This window comes from Arthrobacter sp. R1-13 (genome assembly GCF_054161475.1).
This window is the reverse complement of sequence record NZ_CP096420.1, coordinates 78,104-90,856: the sequence shown is the minus strand read 5'-3', so window position 1 is coordinate 90,856 and position 12,753 is coordinate 78,104. Positions and strand designations below refer to the sequence as shown.

Sequence of the window (12,753 nt, the reverse complement as noted above, 5' to 3'; positions counted from 1 at the left end):
GAACACTGCACCGTCGACGAAGAGCAGCGTGGAATCGAAAATCAGGACCTGGTCAGGTACGAGATTTCCGGTTCGATACCATCCTCGGCATCCACCCACGCCATGAAGTCAGCCAATGACATGAAGCAGTAGTAATCGCAGTACCGTAGCGCCTGTTTCTCTGCCTTGCTCATATCCACTATTCGAAGCACGCTTCGACCGGGATGGCTCGTGGCCGGCTAGCTGTATTGACCACGGACATTAGTGACGCTCGGCGTGGTTTGGTGACATGAAGAAGACCTCCGGGTGGAGTGGGGCTTGTCTAGAGTCCAATTCCACGCACGGAGGTCTTCATGTCCCACCCTAACGCTTTCCTGACCCCACGTGGCAGGCTGCACCTCGCGCAATGTGTCGTTGAGCAGGGCTGGAGCCTGCGCCGCGCAGCTGAGCGGTTTCAGGTCTCGGTACCCACGGTTGCGCGCTGGGCACAGCGTTACCGCGAGCATGGTCCGGCCGCGATGACCGACCGTTCCAGCCGGCCGCACTCCTCGCCGCAACGGACCGCAAGGCGTACGGAGCGGCGGATCATTGCCGTGCGCGTGAACCGTCGGTGGGGTCCGGCAAGAATCGGGTATCTGCTGGGCATCCACCCCTCCACCGTGCACCGTGTCCTCTCCCGCTACCGGCTGGCGAAGCTGACCTGGCTGGACCGAGGCACAGGACGAGTGATCCGCCGCTACGAACACGCCCACCCCGGAGACCTGGTCCACGTTGACATCAAGAAACTCGGCAGGATCCCCGACGGCGGCGGGCACAGGGCCCTCGGCAGGGCCACCGGAATACAGAACAGGACCAGGACCCCGTCCAACCGAAGGCCCGGCTACCACTACCTCCACAACGCCGTCGATGACCATTCCCGCCTGGCCTACACCGAAATCCTCACCGACGAGACAAAGGAAACCGCAGCAGCGTTCTGGCAGCGAGCCAACGCGTGGTTCCAGTCCCGTGGCATCACGATCCAACGGGTTCTGACCGATAACGGAAACTGCTACCGGTCCCGCCTCTTCGCCGAGGCCTTGGGCCCGGATGTCAAGCACAAACGCACGCGCCCCTACCGGCCCCAAACCAACGGTAAAGTCGAACGGTTCAACCGCACCATGCTCGAGGAATGGGCCTACGCCCGCCCCTACCGATCAGAAACTGAGCGTGTTGCCGGATTCCCGGACTGGCTCCATGCCTACAATCACCACCGAGCCCACACTGCCCTCAAAGGTCAGACACCGGCCAGCCGCGTCACTAACCTCTCCGGTCAATACAGCTAGCGTGTTACCGCATTTCCTTCGCTGCGTTTCGGAACGCGGCAGGCGTGAGGCCGGCGCGCTGGCTCAGCTGACGGGAAAGACGAGCAGCGACCCGGTGGCAGTAGCCACAAGTTTGCCGCTGGCGTCGGTGACAGTGCCGTCTGCGAAAGCAACACGGTTTCCGGCCTTCGATACGACGCCTACACAGGTCAATGGGCCGCTGCCGGCACGGATTGAGCGAAGATAGTTCACCTTGATTTCTATCGAGGTGTAGCCCACCCCCTTCGGCAGGGTGGTTTGCACGGCGCAGCCCAACGCTGAATCGAGCAGCGTGCATACCAGCCCGCCATGAACCGCGCCGATCGGGTTGTAATGGGATTCGTCAGGCTGGCATGTGAAGGTGGCCGTACCCGGTTCCGCCTCGGTCAGCGTCATGTTCAGCAGTTCGCCCATCGGCGGAGGCGGCAGCTTTCTGCCCATCATTGAATGCAGATACTCCAGGCCGCTCATGCTCGGCATGGCTGCCGCGCCGACGGCAGGGTCTTCCCAGGTGATGAGTCGTTTACGCTCTGCCACTGCCGCTCCCAAAGTTCGTTTGGTTCCGGTTGAATAAGTCCCGGAAACGTAACACGCTTGTTCCTCTTATTCCGAAATCTGTCCCTACTGAGTATCTATTAGGGTGGAATGAACCTACAGATGGAGAGACGAATGGGCCGGGCATTACGGGCCGACGCCGAACGCAGTGTGCGCGCGATTTTGGAAGCGGCCGAGCAAGTGCTCATTGATGACCCCGGCGCTTCCATGGAGCAGATCGGCGAGAGGGCAGGACTGACCAGGACCACAGTCCACCGCAGGTTCGCTAACCGGAAGGCGCTCATGGACGCCCTCGCGGTCTCCGCCAAACAACAGCTCGCCGACGCCATCGAGGCTGGCAACCCTGACTCATCCCCTCCCCTTATTGCGTTGCATCGCGTGACAGCGAACGTTCTCAGGACAAAAAACTCGTGGAGATTCACCCTTGGCAGCCCCCTGGCTGACACCAGCGCGGCTGCGGAGATCTGGGACCGGATCAACGTCCGCTGCCTCGATCTCCTCGGAAGGGCACAACGCGATGGACTCCTGGATGCGGACGCAGACCTGGAATGGACACGGCAGGTCTACTACGCACTGATGAGCGAGGCCCTGCAGAGATTCCCGGAAGATCCGGATCCCGACGCAAAGACCACGGATACGCTCGCCACACTCGTGGTGGACACCTTGCTGCATGGGACCGGCGCACGAAGTTGACGCAATGGCCTCTCGATAAAATGGGACATTTCTGGAACAGTTTATCTTCTAACTGATACAGTCATGTAACAAATAGTGCTTGCGTGACTACATACAGACTCCATGGAGGCAGAAATGGCACCAAACCAAAAAGTAGCTCTTGTAACCGGAGCGTCAACAGGCATTGGCCAAGCCGCCGCCGTCGCTTTTGTGGAAGCAGGATTCACAGTAATCGGGACAAGCCGCAACGCATCGAAGGCGCAGCCGTTCAGCGGAGTGGAGTTCGTTGATCTCGACGTCGCCAGCGACTCGTCTGTGGAACAAGCGATCGAAGAGGTAGTCCGACGGTACGGGCGCATCGACGTTCTGGTGAACAACGCAGGGATCGGATCGTCGGGTGCAGCGGAGGAAAGTTCCGTGATGCAGGCTCAGCACGTCTTCGACATCAACGTGTTCGGAGTCATCCGTGTGACCAACGCAGTCCTTCCGATCATGCGGGCTCAGAAGGGGGGCCGCATCGTGAACCTGTCGTCGATCCTCGGGATAATCCCGCAACCGTATATGGCCGTTTATGCGGCATCGAAGCATGCTGTGGAGGGGTACTCCGAGTCCCTCGATCACGAACTCCGGGAGTTCGGCGTACGGGTCACACTGGTCCAGCCTGCGTGGACCAACACCCCATTTGAGGCTAATAGCATCAGGCCTGACCGGCCGTTGCCCGTGTACGCCGAGCGGCGCCAGGTGTTTGAGGAGTTCTCAATCGGCCAGATCAAGGATGGCGACGACGCGTCGACGGTGGCAAAGGCGATCGTCGCCGCCGCTACTGACACCAACCCCAAAATGCGGTACGCAGGCGGCTCACGGACTGCCAGCGTGTCGAAAATGCGGCGTTTTGTGCCTGCCCGCATGTTCGACCAGCAACTACGTAAGCTCAACAAGCTTCCCGCCTGATGGCGGCTCTAACCTTTGAATCGGTCCTGTGGACGGACGAGCGCGCTGTGGAGCTCCAACGGATCCTTCAGGAGGACCTCCACGGCAGATATGCACGCCGCCTGGAGCCTGGTCCCGGACGGGACGCCGCGATCAGGGCCCTGGCAGTTGCTCCTGAGGACGTGCTCGCGACCGTCCTGGCAGTGGCGGATGGCGGAGATTGAAGGGATCGCGGCACGCGGCGGAGCCTCACGGGTCATTCTCCAGACCGGCGACCAGCAGCCCGGGGCTGTTGCCCTCTACTCGAAACTGGGCTACACAGAATCAGCCCTCTAACCCGTCTGTCAGATGGCCTTTTGGCCAGTCCGGAGGTGTTTCTCCCATCTCCGTTAGTCATGGAAGGAAATATCCAGCATCAGAAAGCGATTGCTGAATCGTGTCAAGGGCCGAAAGCCCGAAAAATGACACTAGTTTCATGTTTTTTATGACCAAAACTCTTGATACCTCTAAAACTTGTTTACGCTAACAAAAGGAGCTGAAAGGAGTTGGGCCTGCTCGGTTCCCTGAGCTTGAAGGGCGCTATGAAACAGGTCAACGAGGTCCTGGACGCAGTCGATCAGTTGCGGACGGTTAAACCGTCCCCGTGCAGGTCCCTAAGGAGGGACTCCCCCACTGGTTGCCGCGGCCTTAATAACTTTGCTTTAACATCGCCAAGCACATCGCATCCTGGATCGCGCCCCGCGCACATTTCGGACTCCTTGTTTCGGAAACGGTCGCCGCGGAATACGCGCTTCCACGCCGCCGCCTCCGGCCGTGACAGCCCCCACCGGGCAACAGCTCACCAGCACTGCTGAACCTGTGCCGTTCCGTCAGTAGCCGTACAGCACAGGCGGCCCTGCTGGGCATTACGTCACATTTTGGCAGTTGCCCCATCTAATTAGCAGACCCTTCAAGTCCAGCTTCGCCAACGACGGCGAGGATTCACTTGGGAACCAGAAAGGACGTACACGATGTCCACGGGACCGTCACCCCTGAACGCCCGCTTGGAACCCCCGCGCGACGTCGATGCGACCCGTGCCCAAGCGTTGAACGTCCTCTCCAGGGCACCAAGAATGGCGATGCTCAGAAGCCTGCGCGGAGAAACCTGGCGTCCCTCCGGCCAGATCTACGAAGCGGCAGGGATTTCTCCCCAAGAGGGGTTGCCGCACCTTCTGGCGCTGCAGGATCTGGGAGTGGTCCGCGAGGACCAAGGCAGCTTCAGCCTCGACGTCGAACTCCTTAACCGGATCCTCGAACAGACTTCACTGTCCGCTCCGGCCACCGGAATGGCTTCCACCCAAGGTGAAATAGCCTCCGCATAAATTCTTTGAGAGCTAAATTCGCTGTCATAGGAGCCGGATTGCGGACTTAGCGTGTGGAGTGACGCCTCGTCTGGCATGCTGGTGCCATGGCTAGCCGCGCGGGTACTGTTGCCCAACCCCAAGACCTTGTTGACCTCACCGCACTCCTGGATGCGTACTACGACGTTTCGCCGGATCTCACAGACCCCGGCCAACGGGTAGCGTTCGGTACGTCCGGACACCGGGGCTCCAGCCTCAAAGCCTCCTTCAATGAGCCGCATATTGTCGCCATCACCCAAGCCATCGTTGAGTACCGGGCGGGGCAAGGCATTACCGGGCCGCTGTACTTGGCCAAGGACACCCATGCGCTCAGCGAGCCAGCCCAGAACTCAGCGCTTGAGGTCCTGGCGGCCAACGGCGTGAACGTGCTGATCGACGCACGTCACGGCTACACCCCCACCCCCTCCCTGAGCCACGCGATCCTCACCCACAACCGCAACTCCCCCTCCGGCGCTCCCCAGGCAGACGGCATTGTGGTCACGCCCAGCCACAATCCGCCCGGCGATGGCGGCTTCAAGTACAACCCCCCGCACGGCGGCCCGGCTGACAGCGACGCCACAGGCTGGATCGCCAACCGCGCCAACGAACTCCTGGAAAACGGGCTTCGCGGCGTCAAGCGGATCCCTTTGGCCGATGCCCTCGACGCCGACACAACGGGCAAGTTCGACTTCCTGAGCAGCTACGTCGACGACCTCCCCTCCGTTCTGGACCTTAACGCCGTCCGGGAGGCGGGCGTCCGGATCGGCGCAGACCCCATGGGCGGCGCAGCTGTCGACTATTGGGGTGAAATCGGTGAGCGCCACCATCTCAACCTCACAGTGGTGAACCCCACCGTGGACCCGCAATGGGCCTTTATGACCCTGGACTGGGACGAAAAGATCCGGATGGACTGCTCTTCGCCCTATGCTATGGCCTCGCTCATTCAGCGGATGTCCAACGGCGGGGCAAGCTTTGATGTCGCCACCGGTAATGACGCTGACGCCGACCGCCACGGCATCGTGACACCTTTTGTTGATGGGCAGGGTGGCTTGATGAACCCGAACCACTATCTCGCCGTCGCCATTGACTACCTTTACCGTCACCGCACCGGCTGGAATCCGCAGTCCGTGATCGGCAAAACCCTGGTTTCCTCCTCGATCATCGACCGCGTGGCGGAGAGTCTCGGCCGCAAGCTGGTGGAAGTTCCCGTGGGCTTCAAGTGGTTTGTTCCCGGCCTGCTTTCCGGGGAAGGTGCCTTCGGCGGCGAGGAATCGGCCGGCGCTTCCTTCAACAAAATGGACGGCAGCGTGTGGACCACGGACAAGGACGGCATCCTGCTGGCACTCCTGGCCTCGGAAATCACCGCGGTAACAGGCAAGTCCCCCTCCCAGCTCTACAAGGGCCTCACCGACCAGTTCGGTGACCCCGTCTACGCGCGCATCGATGCCGCCGCCAGCCGCGAGCAAAAGGCTGCCCTGGGCAAGCTGTCCTCCTCCGACGTCAGCGCCACCGAACTTGCCGGCGAAACCATCACCGCCAAGCTGACTGAAGCTCCGGGCAACGGGGCCGCAATCGGTGGACTGAAAGTGGTCACTGAGAACGCCTGGTTCGCGGCCCGGCCCTCCGGCACTGAAGACGTGTACAAGATCTACGCGGAGTCCTTCAAGGGGGCAGACCACCTCAAGCAGGTGCAGGCTGAAGCCAAGGCCCTGGTGGACGGCGTCATCTCCTAAGGAGCGCTGCTCCTGAGGGGACTCTGCCTCAGCCGCGGATCATCTCCTGGGCCGGATAGCGGCCCCGGAGATGATCCCGCTCGGCAAGGGTAATCGGCAGGACGGAGCCGTGGCGGGCACCGGGAGGCAGCATCGCTTCTTCCACCGGTTCCCAAATCCCGGCAGCGATATCGGCTGAGTGGAACGCCATGTAGCCGCGCCTCCCGAATTCATCCAGGAACAGGTACCAGCCGCCGCCGTCGGGAGCCTGGAGTGCAATGGGTCCCTCACCGTGCTCCATGGCCCCCGCCCCGATCCCTTCCCGCACCGGAAAGTAGTCGGGATCCAGCACGGATTCGCCGCGTTCCTGGAAGATGAACTTCGAATTGGGCCCGTTGCCGGACCGCTCGCGCTCGTCTTTGGTGAACCTGTAGATCTGGCCTTCGTGCTCGATCATGGTGCTGTCGATGACGGAGTGTCCCCGGTCCAGGTACACGGCGGGTTCAGAGAACGTCACAAAGTCCGTCGTCGTGGAGTACATCATGCGGTGGTACGACGGGTCAGCGTGTCCCGCATCCTGGTACAGGGAAGATGCCCAGAACACCACGTAAGTGCCGGACTCGGCGTCGAAGAAGGCTTCGGGAGCCCAGGTGTTTCCTGCCTCCGGCCCCATCAGCTCGACCAGTCTGGGTCCTGTCCAGTCCATCAGGTTCAGCGAGTCCCACACCAGGATGCTCCGGCTGCCCTGGCCCACGGCATTTTCCCAGTTCTGGCCATGGGCGCGGAGATCAGTGGCCAGCAGATGAAACGATCCCGTCAGCACGGACCGCACCAGGAAAGGGTCCCTGACCCCCTTTTCTCCGACGTCGGAAACCAAAAGCGGAGCTCCCGCATTCAGCGGAACATAGCGGAGCGGGTCGCCGGCCTCACTCACCGCGAACCGGACCTGCTCGCCGTCGGGCTCTCCCTCGGAGCAGAAATAGGCGAATAGGAAGGCCCCTTTAGCGCCATCCTGTTGACCTGCCGGTGAAGAGCGGGGCATCGAAAGCTCCAGTCCTTAGTGGGTGAAATTGGCTTAAGCTTCGAGGACAGACTCTACAACGATGTAGAAATGCCGGGCAACCTCTGGAGTGAACTTGTCCATCGATGTAGAGTCGACGCAATCCACGGGCCCTGCCCGGACCCCAGAGAAAGTGATCCATGAGCCAGACAGAGCGGCCGACCGCGTCAACAGCCACCCAGGCAGCATTGCCCACGAGGAACCCATCTCCCGCCCAATCCCAACTGCCGGGCCTGTACGCCGATCCGAACCTGATCCAGTACGGGGACACCTATTTCCTCTACCCCACTTCCGACGGCTTCGAGGATTGGGCGGGCACCTCCTTCTCGGTACTCTCCTCCCCGGACCTGGTGGATTGGACCGATCATGGCACCATCCTCACCCTGGGGACAGACGTCACCTGGGCCAGCGAGCGGGCTTGGGCTCCGGCTGCCGCCCAATGCAATGGCAAGTTCTACTTCTACTTCACCGCCAACGGAAATATCGGCGTGGCAGTGGCCGACTCCCCCACCGGCCCCTTCAAGGATCTGGGTAAGCCGCTGGTGCCGGCGGGAGTGTTTGCCGGTTTCACCATCGATCCCTCTGTTTTTGTGGACAAGGACGGCAGCGCGTATCTGTATTGGGGCAACGGCACCGCCCATGGCGTGAAGCTGAATGCAGATATGGTCTCGTTCGACGCCGGCGCCGTAGTTTCGTGGCAGCCGGAGGGTTTCCGTGAGGCCGCCTGGGTCCACCGCAACGGTAACAACTACTACCTGTCATGGTCCGAAAACGATACCCGTGAGGACGACTACCGCGTCCGTTACGCGAGCGGACCCGGACCCCTTGGCCCCTGGACGCACCACGGAGTGATCCTCGAAAAGGACATGGAGCGGGGCATCCGGGCTACAGGCCATCATTCGATCCTGAATGTCGAAGGTACCGGGGATTGGATCATCGCCTACCACCGCTTCGCCATTCCGGGTGGAAACGGCTTCAACCGCGAAACTCTCTTTGAGCGTCTGGTTCATCAGTCGGACGGTTCAATCGCCAAGGTAGAGTTCGACGACGAGCCCTTACGGGTTCCAATTGCCCGGCAGTCTTCGCGTTAGTGCGCTCCTTAATACTCATCGGCAGTGCGGACTGCTCTGGAAATCGGTGCGGGAAATCGTTATCCTCATGACGGGACAGTTAGCAGGTCCCTGGCAAGTCCCGCCGCGCTACCAGGAGATCACATGAGCCTCGATAGTCCCCCCACCACTTCGGACGATCAGCGCGTGGCTGTTTCCAGGGCAGTGATGTCAGAGAAGGTCCGGCGGCCAAAAGCCCTTCTGTCCATGACGCCCGCAAGCCTGGCCGATCTGGTCTTCGGTGCCGGTTGGCCTGGGCTCCATGACCGCGTTGAACTGCTCAGCCCGGACGTGGTCACCGACTGGCACCTGGTGGATCCCGCCATCCTGGCCCGGACCGAAGTAGTCGTCACCGGCTGGGGCTGTCCGGCACTTACAGCGGAAGTGCTGGAGCTGGCGCCGGGATTGAAAGCAGTGGTGCACCAGGGCGGGGTCGCTTCTACGCAGCTGCCTCCCGGGGCGCGAACGGGGATCAGGTTCTCAAATGCCGGCGACGCGAACGCAACCCCGGTGGCTGAGTACACGCTGGCCATGATCCTCCTGGCCAACAAAGACGCCTTCCGGGCAATGCGCCTCTACCGTGGGGAACAGGCCGCCATCGACAGGGAAGAGCGGTTCCCGCTTTCGGGCAACTTCGGGCGCACCGTGGGAATCGTGGGCGCCTCCCGGATCGGGCGCAAGGTCATCGCACTGCTGCGTCCTTTTGATCTCCGCATCCTCGTATCGGACCCAACGCTGGATCAGCAGGAGGCTGAACTTCTCGGCGTCGAACTGGTGGACCTGGATCAGCTGATGGCTTCCAGCAGCGTGGTTTCCATCCATGCGCCGGTTCTTCCTTCCACCTTCGAGATGATCGGCGCAAGCCAGCTGGGCCTGCTGGAGACCGGCGCCACCCTGATCAACACCTCCCGCGGTGAGCTGGTGGACCAGGACTCGCTTCTGGCGGAGCTGCGCACCGGGAGAATCAACGCCGTCCTGGATGTGACCACGCCGGACGTCCTGCCGCCGGGGCATGAACTCTATTCGATGCCGAACGTCGTGCTCACGCCCCACATCGCCGGGTCAATGGGCAATGAGCTGGCGCGCCTGGGTGAACATGTGCTGGCCGAGCTGGACCGCTACCGGTCTGGCCAGGAGTTTGCCTACCCCGAAGTACCGGTTCGATGAGGACGGCCATGACCATCACCAACCCCATACTCCCCGGCTTTTTTCCGGACCCGTCCATTGTCCGGGTGGGAGAGTGGTTTTACGTGGCCAACAGCTCCTTTGAATGGTTCCCCACCATTCCGATCCACCGGTCCAGGGACCTGGCGAACTGGGAGTTCGCAGGCTCACTTAACGGACCCGACGTCGCCCTTGACTTCAGCGGGATCCAGGACTCGGGTTCCATCTGGGCGCCGTCACTGAGCTGGCACGATGGCACGTTCTGGCTCACGTTCACGGTGGTACGGTCCTTTGGCGGAGCCCAGAAGGACATGGACACGTATGTGACCCGGGCGGGAGACGTCGCCGGTCCCTGGTCAGCACCGGCCCGGGTCACCAGCACCGGCTTCGACCCCTCCATCTTTCACCATGAAGGCCGGCACTGGCTTGCGAACATGGAATGGGACAACCGCCCCAACGGCCGCGGCGGATTTGCCGGCATCAATGTGCAGGAACTTACAGCCGACGGCTCAGCCACTGTCGGGGCGCCCCACTCCATCTTTCGCAGCGCCACACTGATCGAGGGGCCCAACCTGTATTTCCGGGACGGCTGGTACTACCTCATGACAGCCGAGGGCGGAACGGGCTTCAACCACGGCATCCTGATGCTCCGCTCCCGCGAGCTGCTTGGCCCCTACGAGGCCGACCCAGACGGGTCCCTCCTCACCAGCCGGGACGACGACACCCTCCCCCTCCAGAAGGCCGGCCACGGCGAGCTGGTCAGCACAGAAGCGGGCGAGGACTACCTTGTGCACCTTGCCAGCCGCTGGATCGAGTCCGACGGCGACCGCCGGGCCATTCTCGGCCGGGAGACCTGCCTCCAAAAAGTGAACTGGACTCCCGATGGCTGGCTTCGGCTGGAACAGGGTGCCCACCATGCTGCCGAACACGTCACCGCGCCTGACGGACTGGTCCCGTCGCCTTCGGGGTTGGTCCCGTCGCCTTCGGGGTTGCAAACGGTGCCCGACGGTCGGCCGCCGGCTCCCGCCGTCGGCCCGGCCTCTGGTTTTCCGGCTGCCGGCGAGCCTCTTGCCTGGCCGTGGAGCACCTTACGCTCCCCCGCTTCGAAGGCCGACTGGCTAAGTACCACCGTCCGCCCTGGTTGGCTGCGCCTGCGCGGGATGAGGAGTACGGATTCCTTGCGCGACCAAAGCCTGATCGCCCAGCGCATCAGGAGTGAATCCGTCTCCGCGAGCGTTGTCCTAGACGCCGCGCCGGAAAACTACACGCAATCCGCGGGCCTGATCTTCTACTACAACACCAGCGCCTACTTCTACCTGAGGCTTTCGGTACGTGACAGTGAAAACTCGCTGGAACGCGTAGTGGAGGTATGGGAGCGCGACGCCGAGAAGGGACTGCTGGTCCACGCCACCGCCGTAGTTCCTGATTCAGGACCGCTCCTGTTGAAGGGCACGATGACGCCGAGTGAAGTGCAGTTCTTTTGGGGCAGCGAGGACGGCGGGCTTCAGCAACTTGCCGCCGGCCTGAACGCGACGCACCTGTCCGATGATTACGGCAGGACCCTGAGGTTCACCGGCCCGTTTGTCGGAGTCTGCGCCCAGGACCTTCGCGATCAGACCTTCTGCGCTGATTTCTCACAGTTCACGCTGACTCCGTCTGGCCAGTCTTCGTCCGGCTGACGCCCACCTGAGTGCTGGCGTCCGCTGTCCGGCTGCATAACTGCTTGACGGCGCCATCCGGGCTGGGGAGGATAGCTGGGATGCTTCCCCTCAGCGAGATCAAGTCCCTGAACAGTACCGTCGACCAAGCCTGGCGCAGCCCTGTGGCGGATTCCGTGGCTGCCGCTTGGGGACTGCCCCCTGGAGCCGCGCTCTACCTGCGCTCGAGCGCAACCCACGTATTCATCGTGCCGGCCAAGACCAGGGCAGAAGGGACCATCTTCCTGCGCTTTGTGCCGGCGGGACTTCGCAGGGAGGACGCCCTGTTGCGGCCAGCCAAACTGCTGACCGCGCTTTCATCGGCAGGGCACCCGGTGGTGTCCCCCGTGCTGTCCGACGCTGGCCGGCTCGTGGAAACGCTCGCGACGCTGACCGGCCTGGTCCACGCTGTGGCAGTTACCGCAGCCCGAGGGGAAGAAAGGGAGCCCGACGCCCTGACCAAAAACCAATCATGGGCCTGGGGCGCCGCTCTTGCCAGATTCCATCTGGACGCGGCCACGCATTCTGGGATCTTCCTTGATCCGGACAACGCCGGGAATGCAGACAACCCGCACGCCTTGGCCACGTCCCCTTTTACCACCCTGGCCAACCTGAAGGATGATCCGCCCCTGGCCCGGGCTGCCGAAGCCCTGGCGGCCGAGTGGGCTGCCCTTCCCTGCCTTCCTGCCCAAAATGGCGTTTTGCACGGCGACTTCGAGCTCGACAATCTCCGCTGGGATCGCGATGCAGTGTCCATTTTTGATCTGGACGAGGCCCGCATCGGCCGGTTTGCAGAGGACATTGCCTCAGCGCTGAGAGACATAGTGGGACCGGACTACGAAAAGCCAACCCACCCTGCTCTGCTCGCCTCCTTCCTCGATGGTTACCACTCTGTACGCACCCTGCACGAGGACGAAATCGCCCTCCTGCCCATCTGTATGGCCTCCAACGCCGCCCGGGATCTCTTGCACGGAGCCGGTGTCCTCGATGTGGAACACGCAGCCGGAGACTCCCCACCATGGCTCCCCGACCTTCGCTCCTCCCTCGTGAACCATTACGACAAGAAACGTTCCCTGATCCTCAGAGTGGCCGAAAAGACCCGGAAATAGCTGCTCTGGACGGGTAGAAGCACCTCCTCGCCAGCAAAAAGAACACA

Annotated in this window: 14 protein-coding genes; 11 read left to right on the top strand and 3 right to left on the bottom strand. The window is 62.1% G+C overall.

Translation table 11 applies throughout. The annotated features are described in order from the left end of the window. Positions 1 to 41: 41 nt before the first annotated feature. Positions 42 to 173: a hypothetical protein gene (locus M1D88_RS00465; protein WP_458112672.1), complete on the bottom strand. Its 132-nt coding sequence runs from the start codon at positions 171 to 173 to the stop codon at positions 42 to 44. Between the two features lie 159 nt (positions 174 to 332). On the opposite strand from M1D88_RS00465, the gene M1D88_RS00460 reads away from it, so the two are divergent. Next, complete coding sequence (locus M1D88_RS00460) at positions 333 to 1,301, top strand: IS481 family transposase (protein WP_458112671.1); 969 nt, start codon at positions 333 to 335, stop codon at positions 1,299 to 1,301. Between the two features lie 63 nt (positions 1,302 to 1,364). Here the strand turns inward: M1D88_RS00460 and M1D88_RS00455 are convergent, their stop codons facing one another. Continuing rightward, a complete protein-coding gene (locus M1D88_RS00455; protein ID WP_458112670.1) occupies positions 1,365 to 1,856 on the bottom strand; it encodes a PaaI family thioesterase in 492 nt (163 codons plus the stop codon). A gap of 120 nt (positions 1,857 to 1,976) precedes the next feature. Here M1D88_RS00455 and M1D88_RS00450 point away from each other — a divergent pair, with 120 nt between their 5' ends. From M1D88_RS00450 to pgm, 6 genes are all read left to right on the top strand, one after another. Next, complete coding sequence (locus tag M1D88_RS00450) at positions 1,977 to 2,567, top strand: TetR/AcrR family transcriptional regulator (protein WP_458112669.1); 591 nt, start codon at positions 1,977 to 1,979, stop codon at positions 2,565 to 2,567. A 114-nt stretch (positions 2,568 to 2,681) separates the two neighbouring features. After that, positions 2,682 to 3,497: an oxidoreductase gene (locus tag M1D88_RS00445; protein ID WP_458112668.1), complete on the top strand. Its 816-nt coding sequence runs from the start codon at positions 2,682 to 2,684 to the stop codon at positions 3,495 to 3,497. Next, positions 3,497 to 3,700 (top strand): hypothetical protein, encoded by a 204-nt coding sequence (locus M1D88_RS00440; RefSeq protein ID WP_458112667.1) that lies wholly within the window; start codon positions 3,497 to 3,499, stop codon positions 3,698 to 3,700. The genes M1D88_RS00445 and M1D88_RS00440 overlap by 1 nt, the downstream gene beginning before the upstream one ends. Continuing rightward, positions 3,687 to 3,812 carry a hypothetical protein gene (locus M1D88_RS00435; protein WP_458112666.1) on the top strand — a complete coding sequence of 42 codons (126 nt, stop codon included), beginning with the start codon at positions 3,687 to 3,689 and terminating at the stop codon, positions 3,810 to 3,812. Before M1D88_RS00440 ends, M1D88_RS00435 begins: the two co-directional genes overlap by 14 nt. A 674-nt stretch (positions 3,813 to 4,486) precedes the next feature. Next, positions 4,487 to 4,837 (top strand): hypothetical protein, encoded by a 351-nt coding sequence (locus M1D88_RS00430; RefSeq protein ID WP_458112665.1) that lies wholly within the window; start codon positions 4,487 to 4,489, stop codon positions 4,835 to 4,837. 86 nt (positions 4,838 to 4,923) lie between these two features. Then, positions 4,924 to 6,588: a phosphoglucomutase (alpha-D-glucose-1,6-bisphosphate-dependent) gene (pgm, locus tag M1D88_RS00425; RefSeq protein ID WP_458112664.1), complete on the top strand. Its 1,665-nt coding sequence runs from the start codon at positions 4,924 to 4,926 to the stop codon at positions 6,586 to 6,588. A gap of 28 nt (positions 6,589 to 6,616) precedes the next feature. On the opposite strand, the gene M1D88_RS00420 is transcribed toward pgm, so the two are convergent. Continuing rightward, a complete protein-coding gene (locus tag M1D88_RS00420) occupies positions 6,617 to 7,609 on the bottom strand; it encodes a glycoside hydrolase family 43 protein (protein ID WP_458112663.1) in 993 nt (330 codons plus the stop codon). A gap of 158 nt (positions 7,610 to 7,767) precedes the next feature. Here M1D88_RS00420 and M1D88_RS00415 point away from each other — a divergent pair, with 158 nt between their 5' ends. From M1D88_RS00415 to M1D88_RS00400, 4 genes are all read left to right on the top strand, one after another. Beyond that, entirely contained in the window at positions 7,768 to 8,718 is a 951-nt protein-coding gene (locus M1D88_RS00415) for a family 43 glycosylhydrolase (RefSeq protein WP_458112662.1), read from the top strand. A gap of 123 nt (positions 8,719 to 8,841) precedes the next feature. After that, positions 8,842 to 9,903, top strand: a complete 1,062-nt coding sequence (locus M1D88_RS00410) for a hydroxyacid dehydrogenase (RefSeq protein ID WP_458112661.1) — start codon at positions 8,842 to 8,844, stop codon at positions 9,901 to 9,903. A gap of 8 nt (positions 9,904 to 9,911) precedes the next feature. Beyond that, the gene (locus M1D88_RS00405) at positions 9,912 to 11,579 is read left to right on the top strand and encodes a glycoside hydrolase family 43 protein (RefSeq protein ID WP_458112660.1); all 1,668 of its coding nucleotides are present in this window, start codon (positions 9,912 to 9,914) and stop codon (positions 11,577 to 11,579) included. An 80-nt stretch (positions 11,580 to 11,659) separates the two neighbouring features. Continuing rightward, entirely contained in the window at positions 11,660 to 12,706 is a 1,047-nt protein-coding gene (locus M1D88_RS00400; protein WP_458112659.1) for a phosphotransferase enzyme family protein, read from the top strand. Positions 12,707 to 12,753 lie beyond the last annotated feature (47 nt).